The 24,128-nt window shown below is 71.9% G+C and carries 22 protein-coding genes and 1 pseudogene; 18 read left to right on the top strand and 5 right to left on the bottom strand.

What is annotated here, in order from left to right:
• Positions 1–27: 27 nt before the first annotated feature.
• The 11 genes and pseudogenes from WME95_RS00615 (at position 28) to WME95_RS00565 (ending at position 11,408) form a co-directional block, all read left to right on the top strand.
• The gene (locus WME95_RS00615) at positions 28–2,385 is read left to right on the top strand and encodes a DUF2169 domain-containing protein (protein WP_437906456.1); all 2,358 of its coding nucleotides are present in this window, start codon (positions 28–30) and stop codon (positions 2,383–2,385) included.
• Positions 2,382–4,394 (top strand): pentapeptide repeat-containing protein, encoded by a 2,013-nt coding sequence (locus tag WME95_RS00610; protein ID WP_437906455.1) that lies wholly within the window; start codon positions 2,382–2,384, stop codon positions 4,392–4,394. Before WME95_RS00615 ends, WME95_RS00610 begins: the two co-directional genes overlap by 4 nt.
• Positions 4,395–4,438: 44 nt before the next feature.
• Positions 4,439–5,179 carry a DUF3540 domain-containing protein gene (locus tag WME95_RS00605; protein WP_437906454.1) on the top strand — a complete coding sequence of 247 codons (741 nt, stop codon included), beginning with the start codon at positions 4,439–4,441 and terminating at the stop codon, positions 5,177–5,179.
• Between the two features lie 12 nt (positions 5,180–5,191).
• Complete coding sequence (locus WME95_RS00600; protein ID WP_437297167.1) at positions 5,192–5,605, top strand: DUF4150 domain-containing protein; 414 nt, start codon at positions 5,192–5,194, stop codon at positions 5,603–5,605.
• 30 nt (positions 5,606–5,635) lie between these two features.
• A complete protein-coding gene (locus WME95_RS00595; protein WP_437906453.1) occupies positions 5,636–6,511 on the top strand; it encodes a transglutaminase family protein in 876 nt (291 codons plus the stop codon).
• A gap of 63 nt (positions 6,512–6,574) precedes the next feature.
• Complete coding sequence (locus WME95_RS00590; RefSeq protein WP_437548575.1) at positions 6,575–7,435, top strand: class I SAM-dependent methyltransferase; 861 nt, start codon at positions 6,575–6,577, stop codon at positions 7,433–7,435.
• 241 nt (positions 7,436–7,676) lie between these two features.
• Entirely contained in the window at positions 7,677–8,057 is a 381-nt protein-coding gene (locus WME95_RS00585) for a VOC family protein (RefSeq protein ID WP_437906452.1), read from the top strand.
• Positions 8,054–9,037, top strand: coding sequence for a TauD/TfdA dioxygenase family protein (locus tag WME95_RS00580; protein ID WP_437906451.1), 984 nt, complete (start codon positions 8,054–8,056; stop codon positions 9,035–9,037). The genes WME95_RS00585 and WME95_RS00580 overlap by 4 nt, the downstream gene beginning before the upstream one ends.
• Positions 9,034–9,885, top strand: a complete 852-nt coding sequence (locus WME95_RS00575) for a dienelactone hydrolase family protein (protein WP_437906450.1) — start codon at positions 9,034–9,036, stop codon at positions 9,883–9,885. Before WME95_RS00580 ends, WME95_RS00575 begins: the two co-directional genes overlap by 4 nt.
• Positions 9,886–10,214: 329 nt before the next feature.
• Positions 10,215–10,421 (top strand): annotated as a pseudogene (locus WME95_RS00570) (dienelactone hydrolase family protein); the annotation flags it as partial.
• A gap of 126 nt (positions 10,422–10,547) precedes the next feature.
• Positions 10,548–11,408, top strand: a complete 861-nt coding sequence (locus WME95_RS00565; protein ID WP_437906449.1) for an alpha/beta fold hydrolase — start codon at positions 10,548–10,550, stop codon at positions 11,406–11,408.
• 32 nt (positions 11,409–11,440) lie between these two features.
• On the opposite strand, the gene WME95_RS00560 is transcribed toward WME95_RS00565, so the two are convergent.
• From WME95_RS00560 to WME95_RS00550, 3 genes are all read right to left on the bottom strand, one after another.
• A complete protein-coding gene (locus tag WME95_RS00560) occupies positions 11,441–11,917 on the bottom strand; it encodes a DUF2059 domain-containing protein (protein WP_437906448.1) in 477 nt (158 codons plus the stop codon).
• Positions 11,918–12,038: 121 nt separating this feature from the next.
• The gene (locus tag WME95_RS00555) at positions 12,039–12,857 is read right to left on the bottom strand and encodes an MOSC domain-containing protein (RefSeq protein WP_437906447.1); all 819 of its coding nucleotides are present in this window, start codon (positions 12,855–12,857) and stop codon (positions 12,039–12,041) included.
• Between the two features lie 82 nt (positions 12,858–12,939).
• Positions 12,940–13,923, bottom strand: a complete 984-nt coding sequence (locus WME95_RS00550) for a hypothetical protein (RefSeq protein WP_437906446.1) — start codon at positions 13,921–13,923, stop codon at positions 12,940–12,942.
• Positions 13,924–14,002: 79 nt separating this feature from the next.
• Here WME95_RS00550 and WME95_RS00545 point away from each other — a divergent pair, with 79 nt between their 5' ends.
• The 5 genes from WME95_RS00545 (at position 14,003) to WME95_RS00525 (ending at position 18,443) form a co-directional block, all read left to right on the top strand.
• Positions 14,003–14,659 carry a ferritin-like domain-containing protein gene (locus tag WME95_RS00545; RefSeq protein WP_437906445.1) on the top strand — a complete coding sequence of 219 codons (657 nt, stop codon included), beginning with the start codon at positions 14,003–14,005 and terminating at the stop codon, positions 14,657–14,659.
• A 184-nt stretch (positions 14,660–14,843) separates the two neighbouring features.
• Positions 14,844–15,941 (top strand): IS630 family transposase, encoded by a 1,098-nt coding sequence (locus tag WME95_RS00540; RefSeq protein WP_437905972.1) that lies wholly within the window; start codon positions 14,844–14,846, stop codon positions 15,939–15,941.
• A gap of 16 nt (positions 15,942–15,957) precedes the next feature.
• Complete coding sequence (locus WME95_RS00535; protein WP_437905973.1) at positions 15,958–16,254, top strand: hypothetical protein; 297 nt, start codon at positions 15,958–15,960, stop codon at positions 16,252–16,254.
• A 526-nt stretch (positions 16,255–16,780) separates the two neighbouring features.
• On the top strand, positions 16,781–17,119 hold the full coding sequence (locus tag WME95_RS00530; RefSeq protein WP_437297157.1) for a four-helix bundle copper-binding protein: 339 nt from the start codon (positions 16,781–16,783) through the stop codon (positions 17,117–17,119).
• A 202-nt stretch (positions 17,120–17,321) separates the two neighbouring features.
• Positions 17,322–18,443 carry a DUF4185 domain-containing protein gene (locus tag WME95_RS00525; RefSeq protein WP_437906444.1) on the top strand — a complete coding sequence of 374 codons (1,122 nt, stop codon included), beginning with the start codon at positions 17,322–17,324 and terminating at the stop codon, positions 18,441–18,443.
• Positions 18,444–18,917: 474 nt separating this feature from the next.
• Here the strand turns inward: WME95_RS00525 and WME95_RS00520 are convergent, their stop codons facing one another.
• Positions 18,918–19,838, bottom strand: coding sequence for a transposase (locus tag WME95_RS00520; RefSeq protein ID WP_437911123.1), 921 nt, complete (start codon positions 19,836–19,838; stop codon positions 18,918–18,920).
• Positions 19,839–20,218: 380 nt separating this feature from the next.
• On the opposite strand from WME95_RS00520, the gene WME95_RS00515 reads away from it, so the two are divergent.
• Both WME95_RS00515 and WME95_RS00510 read left to right on the top strand, forming a co-directional pair.
• Entirely contained in the window at positions 20,219–21,184 is a 966-nt protein-coding gene (locus WME95_RS00515; RefSeq protein ID WP_437906443.1) for an AraC family transcriptional regulator, read from the top strand.
• A gap of 209 nt (positions 21,185–21,393) precedes the next feature.
• The gene (locus tag WME95_RS00510; RefSeq protein WP_437548554.1) at positions 21,394–22,938 is read left to right on the top strand and encodes an IMP dehydrogenase; all 1,545 of its coding nucleotides are present in this window, start codon (positions 21,394–21,396) and stop codon (positions 22,936–22,938) included.
• Positions 22,939–23,056: 118 nt separating this feature from the next.
• Here WME95_RS00510 and WME95_RS00505 read toward each other — a convergent pair whose 3' ends face one another.
• Entirely contained in the window at positions 23,057–23,968 is a 912-nt protein-coding gene (locus tag WME95_RS00505; protein WP_437906442.1) for a LysR family transcriptional regulator, read from the bottom strand.
• Positions 23,969–24,128 lie beyond the last annotated feature (160 nt).

Here is a 24,128-nt window from a genome sequence, read left to right as displayed (position 1 = left end):
CGCGGCCTGGCCGCGTCGAGAGCTGCCATGAAGATCATCAACCACACCCCCACCACGTTCGCCGCGGTAGCCTGGCAGATCCGGCCCCCGCAATGGGCCCTGTGCCTGATCGCGAAGGGCACCTACCGCCTCGTGCCCGGCGAGCCGGCGATCCCCGCCGACGCCCCGGAGCCGCCGCTCGGCGACGTGCACGAGGGCGACGATCCGCGCGGGGCGCTTCTCCAGGCGTCCGACTTCGCCCCCTTCAAGCCGAAGGCGGATCTCCTGCTGACCGGCAAGGCCCACGCGCCCGGCCGCCGGCCCGTCAGCTCCCTGCCGGTGAGCTTCGCCGTCGGCAAGGCGTCGCTCGCGCTGCAGGTGACCGGCGACCGGTACTGGACCGACCCGGTCGCCGGCAAGCGCACCGACCCGCAGCCGTTCGTCGAGATGCCGCTCGGCTTCGACCGCGCCTTCGGGGGCCCGGGCTTCGCGGCCAACCCGGTTGGGCGCGGCGTGTTCGACCCGGGCGAGCGCGATCTCCGGCGACGGCCGCTGCCGAACATCGAGGATCCGCGCGCGCCGGTCGACTCGCCCGCGGCGCGGCCGCCGCCCGCGGGCTTCGGGCCGCTCGCCGCCGCCTGGGCGCTGCGCGCGAGCAAGCTCGGCACCTACGACGAGCGCTGGCTGAAGCAGCGCTGGCCCTTCTTCCCCGACGATTTCGACTGGAGCCACTTCAACGCGGCCGTGCCGGCGCTCCAGGTCGAGTACCCGCGCGGCGACGAGGACATCGTCTGCCACAACCTGCACCGCGCGCGGCGCGAGTACCGCGCGCGGCTCCCCGGCGTCCGGATGCGCTGCTTCCTCGACGAGCGCGCGGGCGGCGCGGAGCGCTTCCGCGAGGTGCAGCTGCACCTCGACACGGTCCGGGTCGACATGGAAGCCGAGGCGCTCATCCTCGTGTGGCGCGGCCATGCGCCCGTCTCCGCCGAGGACCACCCCGAGGTGCGGCACGTGCTCCTCGAGAGCGAGCCGCTCGGCGAGGGCCGCGTCGCGGCGGCGCGCTACCGCGAGCGGCTCGCGCTCGCGCTGCTGGAGGCGCGCCCTGCCGCGGCGGAGGCGCCGGCCGCGGCGACGCCGCCCGGCAACGACAACGACGGAGCGTCTCCCCTGGCCGGCGTCGACGACGCCGAGCTCCTCGCGCAGATCCGCGCGACGCTCGAGCGGGGCGGCGCCCCCGCGGCGCTCGTGGCCTCGCTCGGCGCGTCGGTCGATGGCCCGCGCCCGCCCGGCGCGGAGCTCGAGGCGTGGCTGGGCAAGCTCGGCGGGGACCCGGCGCAGCTCGACGAGATCCAGCGGAAGAGCCGCGAGCAGATGAGGAAGGCGCTCGAGGCCGGGGGGCACGACCCGGCGCAGCTCGACGCGCTGGACCGCGAGGACGAGGCGCGGGACCGGGCAGCCACGGAGCGCGCGGCGCCGTGGACGCGCGAGCGCGTGGAGCTCTGCCTGTCGATCCGCGAGAGCATGGCGGGCGCCGATCTCTCGGGGCTCGACCTGTCGGGGCTCGACCTCAGCGAGGCGAGCCTCGCGCGCGCGCTGCTCGTCGGCGCCGACCTGACCGGCGCCCGCCTCGCCGGGGCCGACCTCGACGGCGCGACGCTCGCCCGCGCCAGGATGGCGGGCGCGTGGCTCCCGGCGGCCAGGCTGAACGACGCCGACCTCTCCGGCGCCGACCTCGCGGGCGCCGACCTGACCGGCGCGGCGCTCGGCAAGGCGCGCCTCGACCGCGCGGCGCTGCGCGGGGCCATCCTGACCGGCGCGGCCGCGGCCGGCGCCTCGTTCCTCGAGGCCGACCTCACCGGGGCGCGGCTCGACGGCGCGCAGCTCGCCGGCGCCCGCCTCGCGCGCGCGGCGCTCGACCGCGCGTCCTTCGGCGGCGCGGCGCTCGAGGGCGCGAGCCTCGAGGGGGCGCACGGCGAGGCGGTCGACCTGCGCGGCGCCGACCTGCGCGGGCTGCGCGCCTCGGAGCACACCCGCCTGCCGCGCGCCCAGGCGCGCGGCGCCCGCGCCGACGGCTCGCGCTGGATGCACGCCGACCTCACGGGCGCGGACCTCGCGCTGTCGAGCCTGCGCCGCGCGGATCTCGGCCGGGCCGAGCTCGGCGGCGCCGACCTGCGCGGCGCCGACCTGGCGGGCGCCGACCTGACGCGGGCGCGGCTCGGCGGCGCCCGCCTCGAGCGGGCGAACCTGCACGGGGCTCGCCTCGAGGCCGCCGACCTGCGCGGCGCCGACCTGCGCGGCGCCGGGCTGTACGAGGCCGCCCTGTGGCAGGCGCGGCTCGAGGGCGCCGACCTGGAGGACGCGCAGCTCGCGTCCACGCTGCTCACGAGCGATCGAGGCGCGACGTGACCGGCGCCGCCGCCACCTCCGCGGGCTTCGCGCGGGACAAGGACGATCTCCTCGCGCGCCTCGACGCCGGACCGCTCGATCCGCCGATGATCGTTGGCCTCGACCTGCGCGGCGTCGACCTCGCGGGCCGCGATCTCTCGGGCGTGCTCTTCAACGGCGTCGACCTGAGCGACGCGCGGCTCGCCGGCGCGCGGCTCGCCGGCGCCGTCTTCCTGGCCGTCACGCTCCGCGGGGCCGATCTGTCGGGCGCGCGCCTCGAGCGCGCGGTGCTCGCGCGCCACGCGCGGCTCACCCGCGACGCCGCGGCCGCGGCGCTGCCGCTCGAGGCCGATCGCGACCTCGGCGCCGAGTCCCTCGAGGCGCTGCGCGCCGCCGGGTACGCGGGGTATGCCGCCGGGGCCACGTCGCTCGCCGGCGCGTCGCTCCGCGGGGCCGATCTGTCGGGCGCGCGCCTCGAGGGCGTGGACCTCGCCGGCGCCGATCTCTCGGCCGCGACGCTGACCGGCGCCGCGCTCGCGGAGTGCGCCCTCGACGGCGCGCGCCTCGACGGCGCGACGCTCCGCGAGGTCGAGCTCGACCGCTGCGCGCTCGCGGGCGCGAGCTTCATCGACGCCGAGCTCGCCGCCGTGACGCTCATCGGCGTCGCGCTCGGCGCGCTCGACCTGTCGCGCGCGCGCCTCGTCCGCGGGCTCCGCGTTCCGAACCAGGACCTCCGCGGCGCGGCGCTCCCGCGCGACCTCGCCGGCGGCGACCTCACGGGCGCGAACCTCGCCGGCGCGGACCTGTCCGGCTTCGACCTGCGCGGCTGCAAGCTCGACGCGGCCGATCTCGACGGCGCGCAGCTCCCGTCCGCGGCGCTCGGCGGCGCCTCGCTGCGAGGCGCCTCGCTGCGCGGCGCGCGCCTCGCCGGCGCCACGCTGAGCGGGGCCGACCTCGAGGGCGCCGTGCTCGAGCGCGCGAACCTCGACGGCGCCCGGCTCGACGGCGCCGGCCTCGAGGGGGCCGACCTCACCGGCGCCAACCTGTCGGGCTGCGATCTCTCGGGCGCGCGCCTGCGCGGCGCCCGCCTGCGCGGCGCGCTGCTCGCGGCCGCCACGCTGCGCGGGACCGAGCTCACAGGCGCCGATCTCGCCGAGGCGTCGCTCCAGGACGCCGCGCTCGACGGCGCGGATCTGCGCCGTGCGCGCCTCCCGGGCGCCCGCCTCGCCCGGGCCGAGCTCACCGGCGTCGATCTCTCGGACGCCGACCTCGCCGGCGCCGATCTCTCCGAGGCGCGCATCGCGGGCGGGCGCCTCCGCGGCGCGAACCTGTCCGGCGCGCGCCTGCACGGCGCCACGCTGAAGCGCGCGCAGCTCGCCGGCGCCGCCCTCTCCGGCGCGGATTTCGGGGGGGCCTCGCTCGAGGGGACCTCGCTGCTCGGGCTCGATCTCCGGGGCGTGCGGCTCGCCGGCGCGCGGCTCGCGAAGAGCTCGCTCGTCGAGGCGAAGCTCGGCGGGATGGATCTCTCGGGCGCGGTGCTCCGCGACTGCGACCTGTCGCGCGCGGACCTCCGGGACGCGCGGCTCGACGGGGCCGATCTGGCGCAAGCGAGCCTGGCCGGCGCCGAGCTGGGCGGCGCCTCGCTCGTCTCGGCGCGCCTCGGGGTCGCGAACCTGACCGGCGCCAGCCTCCGGGGCGCGCGGCTCGCGGGCGCGGATCTCTCCCGGGCGTGCCTTGACGGCGCCGCGCTCGCGCGCGCCGATCTCGGCGGCGCGCGGCTCGACGAGGCGATGGCGCGCAAGGCGGATCTGAGCGGCGCGCGGCTCGAGGGCGCCTCGCTCGTCGGCGCGGATCTGTCGCACGCCGACCTGTCGGGCGCCGATCTGTCGGGCGCCGATTGCCGCGGCGTGAACCTGCACCGGGCGGCCACCGCGCACGCGCGCTGGGACGGCGCGAAGCGCGAGGGCGCCCGCGGGACCGATCCGGATCGTGCCCGCGCCGAGGACTGGCGCCCGCCCACGCTGTTATGAACGGCCGACGACGGCCGCGAAGCCACGACCCGAGGACCACCGCCATGCCCACCGCTGCCCTCCCTGCTCTCCCCGTCGAGCCCCCGCCCTCCGACGCGCGCCCCGAGGGGCTCCTCGACGCCGCGCCGCGCGCGCCGTGCGCTCCGTCAGAGGAGCGCCCGCTGCGCATCGTGGCGCGCGCAGGCGCCTCGGCGTCGATCGTCGAGCGCGACGGCCACGAGGTCGTCGCGGTGCACGACCGGGCCGGCCGGCTGCTCTTCGAGTACGACGCGGAGACCGGTCGGGGCAGCCTCGTCGCGGCGGGCGGCCTCTCGCTCGCGGCGCCCGGGGGCGACATCGATCTCGTGGCGGGCGGCGCCATCCGCTGCTGGGCGGCCGGCGAGGTCGCGATCGCGAGCCGGAGCGGCGCGACCCTGAGCGCGCGCGCCGGCGAGCGCGGGGCGACGGTGCAGGTCGCGCCCGGGCGCGTCACCGTGACCGGAGAGGCGCTCGCCGCCGTCGCCGAGCGGGGCGACGTGCGCATCGCCGAGGCGCGCTATGAGGGGCGGGCGCTCACCGCGGTGCTGGAGCGGGCGCACACCACCGTGGGCAAGATCGAGTCGATCGCCGGGCGGGTGATCGCGCGGGCGGGGGATCTCTTCCAGGAGGTGCGCGAGCTGCACCAGCTCCGCGCCGGGCGGGTGCGCGCGCTGGTCGAGGACGTGATCGAGCTGCGCGGGCGCGAGGTATCGGTGGACGCGCGCGAGGACGTGAGCATCGATGGCCAGCGGATCAACCTGGGTTAGGAGGGCGCGGCGATGTTCCCTGTGACCACGACGCAGGCGGGGATCTGCCAGGCCATGCCGGACACGTGCAAGACCCCTGCGCCGCCTGGTCCGCCGGTGCCGCTGCCGTACCCGAACGTGGCGATGTGCAACCAGGCGCTCCCGAGCACCTGCGCCCTGAAGGTGCTGGTGGAGGGCAAGCCGGTGCTCACGAAGCAGAGCGAGATCCCGATGTCGACCGGCGACGAGGCGGGCGCTGCCGGCGGCGTCGTGAGCGGCAAGATCAAGGGCGAGGCGATGTTCCGCAGCTTCTCGGCGAAGGTGAAGGCCGAGGGCAATCCGGTCGTGTTCCACGCGTGCGCGGTGGCGCAGAACGGAAAGAGCCCGAACATGCCCATGGGCGTGCAGGTCGCGCCGTCGCAGGCGAAGGTGATGGTGGGCGGCTGAGGGGCCGCGCGGCTGGCGGAGGGGGTCCACGTGGCAGCGCGTCGTTACCGCGTGGTTCACCGCAGCCGGTACGAGCTCGGGGCCGAGGGCGTGGTCGCGTGCCGGCTGGAGGCGCACCTCACCCCGCGCGTGCTGCCGCATCAAGCGGTCGAGTTTCACCAGCTCGTGGTGCGGCCCTTGCCGCGCTCGAGGCGGGTCGAGGAGGACGCCTTCGGCAACCTCTGCGCGCGGATAGAGATCTGCGGGAGCTACGGCGCGATCGACGTCACGGCCCTCAGCGTTGTGCGCCTCTGCGAGGAGGCGGCGGGCGGCGCCGGCGATCTCGGGGACGACTGGCGGGCGGTGGCGGCGCGCACGGCGGCCGCCGCGGCGGAGGACCCGGCGCTGCGCGCGCTCGTGGAGGGCACGGCGCGCGCGCCGCGGAGCGGCGCGATGGCGGACTACGCGCGGGGGTGCTTCCGGGAAGGCCTCCCGCTCGGCGGCGCGCTGGAGGGGCTGGTCGACCAGATCCGACGGGATTTCACCTTTACCCCGGGCGTCACCGCCGCGGACACCGGCATCGCCGTCTTCTGCGAGCTCCGGCGCGGCGTCTGCCAGGACTTCGCGCACCTCGCCGTGGCGTGCTTGCGATCGATGGGCCTCGCGGCGCGTTATGCGAGCGGCTACGTGGCCGGCTCCGCCTCGGCGCCGGCGCGCGCCTCGCACGCGTGGGCGTCGGTGTGGTTGCCGTCGGGCGGCTGGCACGACCTCGATCCGACGCTCGGGCGCCTGGGCGCGCCCGGGCACATCGTGCTGGGCTACGGACGCGACTACGATGACGTCGCGCCCCTCAGGGGCACCGCCGAGGGCGCGCGCGGCGTCCGGCTGCGGACGGAGATCGTGGTGGCGCCGCAGGGAAGCGAATGACGTCGCGCCGTTTGCACGAGCGGGTCGTGCGTACCCAGCCGAAAATCGAAAGGAGCTCGAACGATGATCGAGGTTGCCGGACCGAACGCCGAGCAGATCCGTTACTGGAACGAGGTCGCCGGACCGAAATGGGTGGCCCTCGGCGATGCCATCTCGGCGTCGACCCGGCCGCTGGGCGTCGTCGCCATGGATCGCGCGGGGATCGCCGCGGGCGAGCGCGTCCTCGACGTCGGCTGCGGGCTCGGCGACACCACGCTCGAGCTTGCCCGGCGCGTCGGCGCGGGCGGCTCCGTGCTCGGCGTCGACATCTCCGCGCCGATGCTGGAGAGGGCGCGCGAGGACGCGCGGGCGGCAGGCGCCGCGCGCGTGGCCTTCGAGAACGCGGACGCGCAGACCGCGGCGCTGCCCGGGCTGTTCGATGTCCTCTACTCGCGCTTCGGCGTCATGTTCTTCACCGAGCCCGAGGCGGCCTTCGCGAACCTCCGGCGGGCGCTGCGGGGCGGCGCGCGGCTCGCGTTCGTCTGCTGGCGGCCGCTCCAGGAGAACCCCTGGTTGCACGTGCCGGCCATGGCGACGGCCCGGCACATCCCCATGCCGCAGGCCGAGCCGCACGCGCCAGGCCCGTTCGCGTTCGCCGACGCCGCGCGCGTCCGGGAGATCCTGTCGCGCGCGGGGTTCGTCCGGATCCATCACGAGCCGCTCGATCGGGAGCTCCTCGTGGCGGGCGGGAGGTCGCTCGATGAGACCGTGGACTTCCTCCTGCAGATGGGCCCGTCGGCCGCGGCGCTGCGCGAGGCGAGCCCCACGCCGGAGGTCGTCGACCGCGTGCGGGCCGCCGTGCGCGAGGCGGTCGCTCCGCACGACGGCCCCGGAGGCGTGCGCATGGCAAGCGCCGCGTGGATCGTGACGGCGGCAGTGGACTGACGCCTCCGGGACGCCCCTCCCGCTCGTCAGCCCCGTCATCTCCGCGACGACGGAGGTCCTGGAGCTCCTCAAAGAGTCGACGCATCGAGATCGCTCCCGGAGCGACGCCGCTCGCTCCTGGGCCGCACGGAGCACCCCCATGTCGTTCAAGCGCCTGGATCCCTGTCTGATGTTCGACGGAGCCGCCGAGAGGGCCATCAAGCTCTACGAGAGCGCGCTCGGGGCGAAGTGAGAGGGCGTGATGCGCTTCGGCGATGTGCCGGGCGACAACGCATCTCCCGAGAGCAAGGACCGGAGGATCCACGCCACGCTGCACATCGGTCCTGGCGTCATCCTGGTCAGCGACACGATGCCCGGCACGCCGGCCGCGAAGGGGAGCAACACCGAGGTAAGCTTGCACTTCGGCGAACTCGCGAAGAGGACGAAGGTGTTCGACGCGCTCGCCGCGGGCGGCGACGTCACGATGCCCCGGCCACCTCGGTCCCCTCCAAACGAACCTCCGCACGCTCGCCCCGCCTCGTGTGTCCCCACGCGCACGGCGCCGCTCGCTCCCTGGCACGGCGCCCGCATACCGACCGTCACGAAGGACGTGGCGGGGGGACCACGCGGAGGAGACCCATGAGCCAGAGAGCATCCGATCAAGCCATCCAGGTGAAGCCGCTCGCAGGGCACATCGGCGCCGAGATCCACGGCGCCGACATCTCGAAGCCGCTGCCCGACGAGGCCGTGGCGGCCATCCGCGCGGCGCTGCTGAAGTGGAAGGTCGTCTTCTTCCGGAACCAGCCGCTCGACCACGCCGAGCAGATCGCCTTCGCCGCGCGCTTCGGCGAGGTGACCTACGCCCATCCGCACGAGGACGAGCCGTTCGACGAGCACCCGGAGATCCTCGCCATCGACAGCCGCCGCTACGATCGCCGCTACGGCAGGCGCTTCAGCTACGAGAACCGCTGGCATACCGACGTCACCGCGGCCGTGAACCCGCCGGCGGCGTCGATCCTGAGGGCGCACATCCTGCCGCCCTACGGCGGCGACACGACCTGGACGAACCTCGTGGCAGCCTACGAAGGGCTGTCCGCGCCGCTGCGCGCGCTCGTCGATGGCCTGCGCGCGGAGCACCGCTTCGGGCTGCGGTTCGCGCCGCAGGACCAGGACAGCCCGTACCTGCGCAAGGTGCGCGAGAACCCGCTGATCTCGATCCACCCGGTGGTGCGCGTCCACCCCGAGACCGGCGAGCGGGCGCTGTTCGTCAGCCCGGGCTTCACCAGCCACATCGTCGGGCTGTCGCCGCGCGAGAGCAGCGCGATCCTCGACCTCCTTTTCGAGCAGATCAGCCGCCCGGCGTACACGGTGCGGTTCCGGTGGGAGCCGGGCAGCATTGCGTTCTGGGACAACCGGGCCACGGCGCACCTGGGGCCGCAGGACCTCGGGCACCTCGACGTCGAGCGCGTCCTCTACCGGGTGACGCTGACCGGAGACATCCCGGTGGGGGTCGACGGGGTCCGCTCCGAGATCGTGGCCGGGGAGCCGTTCGGGAAGCGACCTCCGAGCAAGGTAAAACCCGCCCGCAAGGACAAGGCGCCCGAGGCGGAGGTGCAGGCATGAGCGCCGCGAGCGCAGGCGTCGAGAGGACGTCGTTCGAGGGGCCCCACGGGCCGGTGGAGGCGGTGCAGGTCCGCCCGGCGTCGGGCGGGCGCTCGCCGGCGCCGGCGGTGCTGATCCTCCACGAGGGGCTGGGGCTCACGGTCCATACGATCGAGCTGGCAAGGCGCTTCGCGCAGGAAGGGTACCTCGCGTTTGCGCCGAACCTGTATTCGCACGACGCGACGCACCGGACCTTCACCGAGGCGGAGGTGGCCCGGGGGGTGAGCCTGCTCCGCGCGGCCGACCGCGACGAGGTGGTCGGCCGGTTGCCGGCGAACGAACAGGAGCGGCTGAAGAAGGTGTTCGCCTGGTTCGGTAGCCGCGACACGTCGACGTACCTGCCCGACGCGAGGGCGGCGGCGGCGCACCTCGCCGGCAGGTCGGACGTGCGGCCGGGGGGCGTCGCCGCCGTCGGGTTCTCGCTGGGCGGAGGGCTCGTGGGGCAGCTCGCGGTCGCAGGCGTGGCGCTCGCGGCTGGCGCGGTGTTCTATGGGCAGGCGCCGGCCCTCGAGCAGGTGAAGAACGTGCGGTTTCCGCTGCAGGTGCATTATGCGGAGGAGGATCCGGCGATCACCCCGAGGGCGCCAGCGGTGGGGGAGGCGTTCAGGGCTGCGGGGCGGGAGCTGATCTCGTTCGTGTACCCTGGGACGCGCCACGGGTTCTTCAACGAGACGCGGCCGGCGTACCACGCCGACGCGGCGCAGCTCTCGTGGCGGCGCACGCGGGAGTTCTTCGCCGAGCGCACCGGCAACGTCGGGCAATGGCGGCCGCAGGCCGTGGCGGGCGAGGGTGTGCGCGCTGCAGGGTAGCTGCGGCTCCGTCGCTGGCACCTCTGGCACCTCAACCTGGGTCGGGCACCTCGGGCACCTCAACCTGGGTCGGGCACCTCGGGCACCTCAACCTGGGTCGGGCACCTCAACCTGGGTCGGGCACCTCAACCTGGGTCGGGCACCTCAACCTGGGTCGGGCACCTCAACCTGGGTCGGGCACCTCAACCTGGGTCGGGTCGGAACCTCCGGAACCTCAACCTGGGTCAGCACCTCGAATCTCAACCTCGGTCGGATCGGAACCACCGAACGAACCTCAACCTGGGTCGGGTCGGAATCTCGAACCTCAACCTGGGTCGGGTCGGTCCCGCCTCCCGACGGTGACCGCGCTGCAGGAGGCGCTCCGTACCGCCTCCGAGACCGCCAGCGCGCCCGGCGCCGCGCACTCCGAGATCCGGGTCTACCCTGACGTCCCTCACGCCTTTTACGCCGACTACCGGCCGAGCTACCGGCCGGAAGCCGCCGCCGACGCCTGGCAGCGCCAGCTCGACTGGCTGGCCCGACACGGCGTCGCCTGACCGCGACCGGCCGCGACAGCGCCCCGGCGACCCCTGCTGCCCCGGCAACAAGCTGCGCCTCCGCTGCTACTCCTTACGCACCCCACGCCCGCGCCAGCGCGCCCCGCGATCGGATACCCTGACGCGGTGCGCGCCAGGATCCGAGACACCGAGCTCTACTTCGACGTCGAGGGCATGGGCCTCGTCCCCGACGGCCCGCGGATGCGCGAAAAGCCGGTGATGTTCGTCGTACATGGCGGACCTGGCGCAGATCACTCCTCGCACAAGGGCGGGATGACGCCGCTCGCCGACCAGGCGCAGCTCGTCTACTTCGATCATCGCGGACAGGGCCGCTCCGCGCGCGCGCCAAAGGAAACGTATACCCTCGAGAACAATGTCGAGGACATGGAGGCGCTGCGCCTGCACCTCGGCCTCGATCGTATCGTGGTGATGGGCACCTCCTATGGCGGCATGGTGGCCATGGCCTATGCGCTCGAATACCAGCGGAACATCTCCCATCTCATCCTGGTGGCCACGGCGGCCAGCCATCGCCTCATCGACCGGGCGAAGCGGATCGTCGCGGAGCGCGGCACGGAGCAGCAGAGAGCGGCGTGCGAGCGCCTCTGGGCCGGCCAGATCGAGAGCGACGAGCGGTTCGCCGACCTCCTCCAGATCCTGGGGCCGCTCTACTCGACCACCTTCGATCCACACAAGGCGGCCGAGGCCCGCGCGCGCACCATCTACAGCGTCGACGCGTGGAACGTCGGCCTGGAGGGGTTCATGCGGAGATTCGATTTCACGCCGCGCCTCCCCGAGATCGACGTGCCCACGCTCGTCATCGCCGGCCGACACGACTGGATCTGCCCACCCGATCTCTCGGAGGAGATAGCGCGGCTCATCCCGGGCGCGGATCTACGTATCTTGGAGCGCAGCAGCCACTGGGTACGCGCTGACGAGCCGCGGGCGCTGCTCGACGCCATCGCCGGCTTCCTGGCCCAGAGGCGGTAGCGCGCAGAGCGCACCGCCGAGCGCCGCGCCCTCTACTGGATCCCGGCCTTCTTCATGGCCGCGGGCATCCGCTGGACGATGACCGTTCCGACCTTCTTCCCCACCTCGCCGCTGATCTCCGGGAGGAGCTTCGCGGCCTTCTTTCCTACCGGGGTGCCGTAGAACTTGATGAGCTCCTTCAGCTCATCGGCGGTGAACTTCCCCGCATAGATCTCGACGTTCCACTGAACGAGCTCGTCGTACGGCAGCACCTCGGCGACCACCGCCTTCAGCTTGCTGGCGTCCCTGGGCGAGATCTTCGCGCCCGCTTGCTGCATCGAGGCTCCCATGTTGGTCATCAGCTGATCGAGGAGCGCATTGTAGACGTCCTTGGGCATCACGAGGTGCGTGAGCTCCAGGGCGAGCTTCTTCTCCGCCTCTCCGGCGTACGCGCTGCCGAGCGACACGAAGGAGAGCAGGGTCACAACGGCGAGCGAGACGATCCATGAACGAAGCGCGTGCTTTTTCATGGGCCCTTTGTATCACGACCACGCCGCGATCCGCGCCGCGCAGGCAGGCCCGCCGCATCCCCTCCCCGCAGCCGCCGCGACACCTTAGGAGCCGCCATGCAGCAGCCGTTCGGGCGCTCGGTCACACGACCGTCACCTCGTCCCCCACGCGCAACGTGCCGGCTTTCGTCTCCTGGATGTAGTTCTGCCCGAAATTCACGTCGCTGGGCTTCTGCGCGTCGCGCCGGTACGTGGCCAGCGTGCGGAGCGGCTCCGGGCCGCGCTCCGCGGTGCGCTGATCGGTCGTGGTGACGACGCAGCGGGCGCACGGGCCGCCGGCGCGGAGCACGAGGTCTCCGATGCGGACGCGGCCCCACCGGTCCTCGTCGAAGGCAGCGCAGCCGCTCACGACGAGGTTGGGCCGGAAGCGATCCATCGGCAACGGCGCGGCGCCCCGGCCCTCGAGGTGAGCGTTCAGATCGGCGAGCGAGGCCTCGGAGATCACGAGCAGCGGGAACTCGTCGGCGAACGACACGACGTCTTCCGGGCCTGCCACCGAGGCCTTGAGGACGGGCCGCCGGAAAGCCTCGCCGATGCGGACGAGCCGCGCCGGGTGATCCAGGACGCCGCTGAGCCACGCGGCGGCTTCGTCACCGCAATCCTCGGCCAAGAGGCCGCTGCTGCTCCAGACCTCGACCGTGAGCACGCGCGCACCCTCGGCCCTGCGCGGCACGGAGATCGGCGGCCTGCCGGCGAAGCCGAGCGTGAGCGCGCTCTCGGAGAGCTGCGTCTCGATGAGCGCCATGCGCGGCAGCGGGCGCTGCGTGAGGGGCTTTCCCTCGGGGTCGACGATCATGAACCGCCGATCGCCCGCGAGGCCGAGCGCGTCGACGGCGGCCTCGTCGACCGCGAGGCCCCGGCAACCTTTGACGGGATAGATGTGGATCGCGGAGAGTCGCATTCCGGAGCTTATAACACCCCTCCGGCGCTCGGCGCCCGGAGAAGCGCGGCGCGCACGTTCCGAGCGCCCACGCTCCCCGTCGTCATGCCACGTCGCCTCCCGCCGCCGGTATCCCGAGCACCTGCCGCAGGTCCATCCCCACGACGACGTCCGCGTTCTGCTGCACCCATTCGACGAGCGCGGGGCGCAGGGCGCGCGCGATCTCTTCCTTGACGAGCCCTTCCACGACGCTCGGCCCGAGGCGCTGCGGGTCGAGCGCGACGCCGCCGCCCGCGACCAGGGCGCTGAACAGGCGCACGAGCGACTCGGCGCCCGCCGCGTTTCGTGCCGCGCCGAGCGGCTCGACCCGCTCGACGGCGATCTCGCCGCCGCGCTTCACGACGAAGCGACGGACGTCGGCCTGGTCGACTCCCCTCTTGTGGAGCACCGCCGAGGAGCAGTCGACCTCGATGCGCTGCACGCGCGGCGCGGTCTCGATCTCCTGCCGCGTGCCCTCGATATCGACGCTGGCCGCGATGGTCGCGCCGGCCGGGATGCGGAACCCGTCCGAGCCCACCCCGCCCGCGAGCTCCTGGTGCAGCGTCAGCCGCGCAGACAAGCGGGCGCCCCGCACGGCCGTGCTGCCGCCGGCCTCGAGGTTCGAGAGCACCTGACGCACCGTCACGACGAGATCGGGATCGCTTGTGGGGTCGTACGGGGGCATGGCCATGGGCGTCGAGGTGACCAGTCCGCGCATGAAGGCGCGCGCCTCGTCCTCCGCCGATCCCTTTCCGACCCGGACGAGCCCTCCCGTGTAGAAGACGTTGGGCGTCATCGCGCCTGAACGGAAGTCGTACTCGACCTGCTGAAGCCCCATGTCGCCGAGCGGCGGCGGCAGGTTGATGACGAGGTACGGCTCGAAGGTGATCCGCAGGAGCGCCGGCGCGAGCGTCAGGCGGAGCGCCGTCGCGCTCGACGTGGCGAGCGCGGCGATTCCGGTGCGCCTCAGGACGGCGCGAGCGGGGAGGTCGAACGAGATCGAGACCGACTCGAGATCGATCCACGACGGCAGGAAGCTCCAGGCCATTCGAGGAGGGTACACCCCCCTGGCCGCCGGAAGCGCGGCCTATTGACCCGCCGCACGGGGCGCGCCCATCATGTCCCGCATGAAGCCAGAGGAATTCCTCGACGAGCTCGACCGCAAGGTCGGTGAGCGCCTCGCCCACATCGACGCAGTGGCCCGCGCGGCGGAGCCGGCGAGCGGCGTCGGCGTCCCGGCGCTGCTCGCGACCGCGCTCAAGAAGGAGCTCGAGGCGACCGAGGAGGCTGCGCTCTGGCTCACCACCGAGACCGACGTGGAGGTGAAGCTCGCCCTCGCCCGCCAGTGCGGCGACGAGGCGAGGCACTACCGGCTCATCGCCGAGCGGCTCCGCGCGCTCGGCGTCGACCCCGGCGCCATCCCGGCGAAGTTCGGGCCGCCCACGCCGATGTTCGGGTACTTGAAGGGGCTCGGCTCCACGGTCGAGCGCGTCGCAGCGGGCCAGTTCACGCGGGAGGCGCTCGCGAAGGTGCACAACCAGGCGTTCATCGATTACTGCGAGTCGCAAGGCGACGCCGAGACCGCGCGCCTTTACCGCGAGGTCATCCAGCCGGACGAGGGCCATCACCACGAGATGGGCCGGCGGCTCCTCACGCGCCTCGCGGACACCGAGGAGGCCCAGGCGCTCGCGCGCGCCGCCGCGATGCGCACGCTCGAGATCGCCGAGGAGCTCCAGGAGATCGCCCGCCTGAAGATGGGTATCTGCCGCGCGCCTGGGTGCTAGTACAGCGTTCCCCAAGTTCGTCCCTGGATCCGAGGTGAGCCAGCCGAGCCCATCGGGGTCGTGCGCGGCCAGAGCGTGGCGAGCACGCGCAGCGCATTGAGTTCTGCGAGGCGAGGTTGCCGGGTCACCTGCGATCGCATGCGTTTTTGAAGCCCTCGGCTCGGGGCAGGTCCCACGCGCGTAGGTGCCCCGAGCTCGCGCAAAAACCGTCCTGCTGCCCGCGCCGCTGCGCCAGAAGCTGCAGCAGACGGCGCGTTCGCCCAAGACCTCGCAGCGCGAAGCGCAGCGTGCCCGGATCGCGCTCCTGGCCGACGAGGGATGGAGCAACGAGCAGATCCAGCGTGCCGTAGGCTGCGACATCAAGACGGTGCGCAAGTGGCGCAACCGGGTCGCAGCGATCGCGGACGAGGCGGTGCTGCAGGACAAGCCGCGCACGGGCCGACCGCCGCGCGTGGCGACCGCGGTGCACTACGAGCTCATCAAGCTGGCCTGCTGCCGCCCCGATGAGCACAAGGTCCCGTTCGAGCAGGTCTGGACCCTGGACCAGCTGGCCAAGGCCCTGAAGCTCGAGACCAAGGTGGAGCTGAGCCGCACCGAGGTCTGGCGCGTGCTGCAGGGAGCCAGCCTCCGACCGCATCGGGTCCGGCTGTGGCTGCACAGCCCGGACCCGGACTTCCGGTCCAAGGTCGAGGTGATCTGCAAGCTGTACCTGGAGCCTCCCGCAGGCGCGACCGTGCTGTGCGTCGATGAGAAGACCGGCATGCAGGCGCTGGAGCATCGGTTCCCCATGCAGCCGTGCCGCAGCCGAAAAGCCGCACGCCGGGAGTTCGAGTACCAACGCCACGGCACGCTCACGCTGATCGGCGCCTTCAACGTCAAGACGGGCGAGGTGGTGTCGCGCTGTGGACCGACACGCACCGCCGCCGATCTGCTCGCGTTCATGGACGAGGTGGCGAAGCGCTACCCCACGGGCGAGGTCTACATCATCTGGGACAACCTCAACATCCACCACGGCGCCAGGTGGAACGAGTTCAATGCGCGGCACGGCGAGCGCTTCCACTTCGTCTACACGCCCATCCACGCGTCGTGGGTCAATCAGATCGAGCTGTGGTTCAGCATCCTGAGCCGTCGGGTTCTCAAGCACGCCTCCTTCGCCTCCGCCGAGGAGCTGAGCCGGTGCGTGCTCGGCTTCGTGCGCCACTGGAACGCGCACCAAGCCCGGCCCTTCCGCTGGAAGTTCCGCGGCCAGTGGAGGGCGACCTTGCCATCGTACGCAGCCTGAGCTTCCGTGCGGGCCGATGTCCAAGCCGCACGCCGCCCCGGAGCACGCCGCCGCGGTCCGCTCCTACCTCGAAGCGCACGGACTGCCCCACCTGAGGGCCCGGAAGTACGGGCAGCTGGTGATCATCGAGTCGGGTCCTGAAACCGACCCAATCGCGCACGCCAGACTGCGCCGTGACACCGTCCACCTCTGGACGCTCGAGATCGCAACCCACACCGGCAAGTGGGAGAAGACCGGCTTCCGCGGCCTGTGGCAGGACTTGCTCAAGTTGATGATGACCGACTTCCCCTGGACGCTCGCGCCTATCGAGTAGCTGGCCCGGCGCTGACGTTGCGCCGCCGGCGTTGCATCGACGGCCAGCGACGAACTCGCCTTGTTCGTAAGCCCGGCCGGCTCAGCTCGTAGCGGGGCTGGCACATCGCCGATCCAGGGACGAACTTGGGGAACGCTGTACTAGTGTTCAGGCACCGTCCTGACGGACCGCCACCCTGCTCGATCCAGCCGCTCCGATGCGGTTCGCCGATCTGACCGTCGACGTCCGGGCGTCGATCGCGAGCTAGCGTGTCGTGGTGTCGCGCTGTCGCGCAGAGAGAGCGACCAGGGCGGGAACAACCGTTCGGGCAAGGCGTTCGCGCATGCCTCGCGGCGTCCCGGCTGTTCGCGAGGGGCGTTCAGGGCACGGCGGTCTCGGCGTCGGTCGCTGTTCCGAGGCCTATATGCGGGATGGCCCGACATGCGAAAGCCATCGAATCCATGCACCCTCCAGATACCGAAGTTGCCGCCTTGTCGCGAGGCGTACTCGCGGCGAGAGGCGGCCAGTTGGGTCGAGGGGGGTTCTCATGATCAAGTTTCCGGGGGACAGATCGTTCCGGGAGGTGGCCCGGTTCACCCAGGATTGTGGTTCGATCTGCACGCACGCGGCGCAGTATTGCCTCGAGATGGGAGGCTCTCACGTGAGCGCCCCGCACATGCGGCTGCTCCAGGACTGCGCCGACATCTGCGAGGCGACGTCGAAGCTCCTCCTGCGCAGCTCGCCGCAGATCACCCAGATGATGAGCGTGTGCGCGAGCCTCTGCGAACAGTGCGCGGCGAGCTGCGATAAGCTCACGGGTGATACGCAGATGAAGACATGCGCTGACGAGTGCCGCCGCTGCGCTGCCGCCTGCCGGCAGATCTGAGAGCGGCGGAGACATCGTGGTCTTCCGGACCGTGAGCCGAGCAGCGGAGTAGCTCCCCTCGCCTTTTGCGGATCGCAGCCGTCCTCCACGCCAGAGCCCCCGCGCGCGCGGCGGCCCGTCGGCGCCGCGGTCGCGTGTGGTCCGGCGGCGGAGCGACGCCGACGGCGGCGGCGTTCTGGCTCCCCATGGTACCCTCGCGCGCATGCGTTATCGAAGGACCATGGGAGCCGCGGGGTTCGCTCTCCTGTGCGCCGGGTGTGGCGGGGACGCGCCCGAGGCAGCGGTGCGTGCGGTGCGCGACCTGGGTGCGCTGGAGTTTGCCCCGGCGATTCGAGGGCGGGACGGCGGCTACAGCGCGCGGTGGGGCGACCGATCGGTGTGGGTGTTCGGCGACACGACCCTGGAGATGCCGGGGGAAGACGGAGCGCTGTGGAGGTCGAGCACCTTCTGCGCGACCGACGATCTGGATGCGTCGGATGGGCTCTCGTCGCTCACCGAGCCGCTCGACGCGGCCGGCGCGCCGCGGGAGTTCCTCCCGTTCACCGAGGAGGAGCTCGAGTTCAACCTCGCGCACTCCGACCCTCGGGCGCAGGAGACGTGCGATGAGGACTGCGGAGCGCGCTATGCGCTGTGGCCGGGACCCATCGTCGTCGACGAGGCGACCGGCCGTGCGCTCGTCTTCTACAGCAAGGTGACGGGGCGGCTCGGGGTGTTCGACTTCGACATGCAGGGTTCGTCGATCGCGGTCTGGGAGAGCTTGGATGCGCCGCTCGCGCGCCCGGAGGTACGCCCGGGCGCTGCGGATCCGACGCTCCTCTTCGGCGCGGATGAGCCCTCGCTCACGTCGGCGGCGCTCGTCCGCGGGGGGATGCTCTACGCCTACGCCTGCGCGTGCTCGGGTCTCACGTGCCCGTGCCTCGTCGCGCGCGCCGCGCTCGCGGAGGCAACGGAGCGCGCCGCGTGGCGGTTCTTCTCGGACGGGCGCTGGGTGGAGGGCCATGAGGAGGCGGAGCCGGTCATGGCGGGGGCACCGATGATGTCGGTGCATTGGAACGAGCACGTCGGCAGGTACATCGCGCTGTACAGCGAGCCGGTATCGTCGGAGATCTCCCTCCGGACGGCGCCGGCGCCGGAGGGGCCATGGTCGGACAGCGCGGTGGTTGTCACCGCCGAGGTCCCGCCTATCCCGGAGGCGTGGCCGTATGCCGGCCTCGTGCACGCGGAGCTCGCGCGGGAAGGAGGGCGGGTGGAGTACGTGACGTACTTCCGGGAGACGGGGTTCCTGGAGGGAGAGATCCGACTCGTCGAGCTGGAGCTCCAGTAGACGACCCGACCCAGGTTGAGGCCTGCGGCCTGCCGGACGCCGCTCGACCCGACCCAATCCAGACAGACCGCCCCGCCCGACCCGACCTAGTAGGTTGAGGCCTGCGGCCTGACCCAGGTTGAGGTCTGCCGGGCTGCCGAGACCGCTCGACCAGGTAAAGAGGGGCAGCTGAAGACGGTCGAACCGGGTTGAGACGACCTGGCTCGGTCGACCATCCGCCATGAACCTAACCCGAATGGCCCCAGCCGGATCGCTCCATCGGTTGGGCAGGTCTACTTCACCGGCACCCAAGGTGCCTTTCGCTCAGATTCATCCGACCACAACGTTAACCCGGCTTCGCGCGAGCCCAGCGCGGCAATCCATCCCCAGCGCCACGAGAACGCTCCCGCTCGCTTCACCTTCCCCAGACGGACCTTCCCCACGACGGCGCCTTGGCCCGCCCTGCTGTGGCGCTGTGACGCACCGCCAAAGTGCCTACATCGCGATCACGACGTCCGCCACGTTGGCACCGTGATAGATGCGCATCCACCACGTCCCCCACGGAAAGACGGCGCTTCGTACCCCGGCGCGCCATCGTTCAAGCGCCGCACGGTATGACGCACGAAACGCTCGCACAGCGGCACCAGCGATTCGCCATGCATCGCCCTGGTTACGGCCGACGGCAAACGTCGGATTGCGATCGCGCAGCGCCTCGAAGCTCGTCGCGCGGCTGTAAGGGGAGACCGTACTGGCGCCTTTGTTGCCTAATAATCGGAGCCCTTGCCGCTGCAAATCCGCATGGGCTTGCGCTTCCTGTCGCTCAAGCTCGGCTGCGACTTCACGGCGAAAGCCTTCTGCGTTGTCGTGCTCGATGGCGGGTGGTAGCGTGAGCGAAAGCGTTGCTTCCTCCGGCCACTGCCGATTCTCTGGATCAAGATACACGGAGGGACGCGCTGCACGGAGCGCGCCACCGCCGAGCTCGCTCACATCCGACTTGGCCCCCGGCCACTCGTGCGCGTGGCGGACGAGGCCAGCGGCTACGGGGTTCGCGATGACGTAGGCGATCTTCTCCACCGTAGCCGCGCGCGTCAGCAGCCGCACCACGCTCGTGGGTTCGTGGTCCCACACCGGTCCTTCCCACGTGCGGAGGACCTTCGTTCCAAGCGCAACGATGCGGTGAAAAAACTGCAAGAAGCGCGGCAAAACGCCTTGCACATCGGTCACGACGAGGTGCAGATGCGTTGACATCGCGCAAAGAGCGTGGACTTCGATGCCAAATCGACGGGTCGAAACGGCGAGCGTGTAGACCAGGAACTGGGTGAGGGCAGCATCCGGGCGGAGAAGGAGATGCCGGCGCAGGACGCGACGGGTGATGAGGTAGGTGGCGCCGGGAGCGATTTCACGAGGCTGGCTCATGGCCTGGGCATACGAACAAATGCCGTGCCAGAGATCGTGATCAATCATTTCAATGACTTATGCCGGCGCGACGGGTACGACGGGTGACGGCCGCCACGTGGTCCGCCACCTGGACCGCTGTCGCAGCGACGGCTGCTAGCCTTGGCGCCATCGGCTGGATAGCGGAACCTGCGCTCACACAAACCGAGGAGCGCGCTCTGGGTGGGTGCGCGCAACCTGGGTGTGGTCGCCCGGCCTCGACCTTCGTCGGTAGCAACCCGGGTGTGGTCGTCTTCTGCCCGATCAATCACCTCAACCTGGGTGCGGTCGCCGCCGCAACCTGGGTGCGGTCGCCACCGAGGCACTTTTTTCTGCAACCAGCCATCAGCTACCCTCCGCCTGTGGCAACGTCCGACAGGAGCCGCGCCGAGTACGAGCGGCGGGTCAACCGCGTGGTCGACTACATCCAGGCCCATCGCGCCGAGGACCTCTCCCTCGACACGCTGGCCGCGGTGGCGGCGTTCTCGCCGTTTCACTTCCACCGCGTGTTCAAGTCCATCACGGGCGAGAACCTTCGCGAGTTCATCCAGCGAACGCGCCTCGAGACCGCGGCGAGCCACCTCGTGCAGCGGCCGCGCGCCGACATCCTCGAGATCGCCCTCGAGAACGGCTTCAGCTCGGCGAGCGCCTTCGCGCGCGCCTTCAAGGAGCGCTTCGGCATGAGCGCCTCCGCCTGGCGCAACGGCGGCGCCGCGCACGCGCGCAACGCGCGGCAAGCGGATCGCAAGCCAGGTCAAGTCGAGCGCAATCCGTGCAAAGCAGCGGCCTGCGCGCCCGACCAAGATGCCTCCTCGTCGGGCGCGGACGCCCGCCAACACGAGGAGGAGATCATGAACGTGACCGTGAAGACCCTGCCGAGCTACCACGTGGCCTATGTCCGAACCGTCGGCCCCTATGGCCCGGAAGGGGGCGTCGGCGAGGCCTGGCAACGGCTCATCCGCTGGGCGAGCGCCCGCGATCTGTGGACCCCGGACCGCATCTGCCTCAGCATCGCGCACGACAACCCCAAGGTCACCGAGCCTGCCAAGTGCCGCCTCGACGCCGCCATCGTGATCCCGCAGGACTTCAAGGCGGACGGCGACGTCAACGTGACCGACATCGCCGGCGGCAAGTACGCCGCGGGCGCGTGGGTCGGCGACGCGCGCACGATCGGCGCCGCCTGGGACCAGCTCTTCGGGAAGTGGCTCCCTGAGAGCGGCTATCAGCCCGACCATCGGCCCTGCTTCGAGCTCTACCAGGGCGAGTTCCACGATCCCAAGACCAACAACTTCCGCTGCGATCTCTGCTTGCCGGTGCGCCCGCTCTAGCTCCGCCCCCCAGGGAGCCCGGTCATCCGCCCGGGCTCCTGCGCCGCCTCGCCGCGACGCTGGCGGGCGGCCGGGCCCCGGCCGCCTCGCCCCTCGCGCCGCCCTCAGAGCCCGCCGTTGCCCCGCAAACCATCGATATTACACGACTTTCACGGGAGAGCGACGTCGCTCGCGTTTGACAGCCGGGGATCCTTGCACTAGGAGCCGACATGGCATTCATCTACGATGAGCCGAGCAGGACGTTTGGCGAGTACCTGCTCGTCCCGAATCTGACGACGAAGGACTGCGTCCCCTCGAACGTCGATCTCACGGCTCCTGTCGTCCGGTTCAAGGCCGATCCGGGCGCGACGCCGCCGGATCCGAGGCTCGCGCCGCTCACGATCAGCGTGCCGATCACCAGCGCGATGATGCAGTCGGTCTCGGGCGCCGAGCTCGCGATCGCGCTCGCGCGCTGCGGCGGCCTGTCGTTCGTGTACGGCTCGCAGGGCATCGAGGAGGAAGCCGCCATGGTGCGGCGCGTGAAGAACTACAAGGCCGGGTTCGTCGTGAGCGACTCGAACCTGCGCCCCGACGCGACGCTCGGCGACGTCCTCGCGCTCACCGATCGCACGGGCCACTCCACGATTGCGATCACCGAGGACGGCACGCCCACGGGCAGGTTCGTCGGCATCATCACGAGCCGCGATTACCGGCTCGGCAAGACGCCGCTCAGCACGCCGGTGCGCGAGATCATGACGCCGTTCAAGTCGATCCACTGCGGCAAGGTCGGCCTCGATCTGCAGGAGGCGAATGAGCTCATCTGGCGTCACAAGCTCAACACCCTGCCTGTCATCGACGAGCGGCAGCACCTCCAGTACCTGGTGTTTCGCAAGGACTACGAGTCGCACCAGGCGCACCCGCTCGAGAACGTGGATCACGAGAAGCGCCTCATCGTCGGCGCCGGCATCAACTCGCGCGACTACAGAGATCGCGTGCCGGCGCTCGTGGAGGCGGGCGCCGACGTGCTCTGTATCGACTCGTCGGACGGCTACTCCGAGTGGCAGGGCGACACCATCGCCTTCGTGAAGTCGCTCGGCAAGCCGGCCTATGTCGGCGCCGGCAACGTCGTCGATCGCGAGGGCTTCCTCTACCTGGTCGAGGCCGGCGCCGACTTCGTCAAGGTCGGCATCGGCGGCGGCTCGATCTGCATCACGCGCGAGCAGAAGGGGATCGGCCGCGGCCAGGCGTCGGCCGTGATCGAGGTGGCCAAGGCGCGCGACGAGTACTTCCAGAGGACCGGCGTCTACGTGCCGATCTGCTCCGACGGCGGCATCAGCCAGGACTACCACATCACCATCGCCCTCGCGATGGGCGCCGACTTCGTCATGATGGGCCGCTACTTCGCGCGCTTCGACGAGTCGCCCGGGCGCAAGGTCCGCGTGAACAACCAGTTCATGAAGGAGTACTGGGGCGAAGGGAGCAACCGCGCGCGCAACTGGCAGCGCTACGACCACGGCGATACGAGCAAGAAGAAGGATCAGCTCGAGTTCGAAGAGGGCGTCGACAGCTACGTGCCGTACGCCGGCAAGCTGAAGGACAACCTCGACGTCACCCTCGCCAAGGTGCGCTCGACGATGTGCAACTGCGGCGCCACCTCGCTGCGCGACCTGTACATGCGCGCGCGCCTGACCGTCGCGTCCGCGGTGAGCATCCACGAGGGCGGCGTCCACGACGTGATGCTGAAGGACACACGCGGCAACACGCGCGAGCCCTGAGGAGCCACTCAGGCCGACCGTCGCTCTGGCGCCCCGGGGCGCGCGCTCCGGTCGACGAAGCGAGCCCTCGTGTCGCGCCCCCGTCGATCTGACGAGAAGCGGCGCGCCTCGCGCGGTGTCAGCCGCCGAGGAGCGCGCGCGTCCGCTGCTCCGCGCGGCGCCCCTCGGCGGCGAGCCGCTCGACGAAGCGCTCGACGATCGGATTGCGCCGGAAATTCTCGCGCGTCATCAGCTCGACCGGCAGCGGCTCGACCTCCGCGACCTCGACGTCGAGCCGCGAGCGCGCAACCTCGGTCAGCGCGAGCGCCGGCGCGAGGCCGATGCCGAGCCCGCCGGAGACGTACGAGACAAGGAGCGACACGCTCGACACGTCGATCGTCGAGATGGGCCGGATCCGCTCGCGATCCAGGTACGCGTCGAGCATCCGCCGCCCCACGCTGCCGGGCGCCAGCCGGAGCAGCGGCTCGTGCCGGAGCCGCTCGCGCAGCGCCGGCGCCGAGCCCTTGAGCCGCGGCCCCACCCAGAGGAACGGCTGCACGAACAGCGGCAGCTTCACGAGATCGCCGCCCGCCGAGGACGCCGACGCGAGGCCCAGATCCACCTCGCCGCGCTCCACCCCCCGCGCGGCGTCGACCGAGTTCGCCGTCGTGATCGCGAACCGCACCGGCGCGCGCTTCTCGAGCATCTGGCGGATCACCGGCACGAGCAGCCCCTTGCCGAGGTAGTCGCTCGCCGCCACGCGCAGGGTCGTCGACGGCTCCCCCGCCAGCTCCGAGAGCAGCTCGAACACCCCCTCCGCCTGGTCGAACAGCCGCGTGATCGCGCCGAGCGCCGCCTCGCCGGCCGGGCTCAGCCGCACGCCGCGCCCGTCGCGCTCGAACAGCGCCACCCCGAAGCGCTCCTCCACCCGGCGCACCTGCTGGCTGATCGCCGACGGCGTCTTGTGCAGCCGCCGCGCCGCCTCGGCGACCGAGCCCGACCGGGCCACCATCAGCACATCCTCGAGCGCGGGGAGCAGCGACGCGTCCATGTAGCTTTACTTAATCGATCGTGAAAAAAGTTTCATTCGACTTAATTCTCTCGCGCCCGCATAGTCATGCCGCCCGCCCGACGTTGCACCGCCAGACCGGCGGCGGCCGGCGGCCTTCGAGGGAGGCCGCTGGCGCGCCCTGGCGCCGGCGTCGGGCCGG

Source organism: Sorangium sp. So ce327 (assembly GCF_051530205.1).
GTDB classification, from domain to species: domain Bacteria; phylum Myxococcota_A; class Polyangia; order Polyangiales; family Polyangiaceae; genus Sorangium; species Sorangium cellulosum_B.
This window is presented reverse-complemented; position numbering and strand designations above follow the sequence as displayed.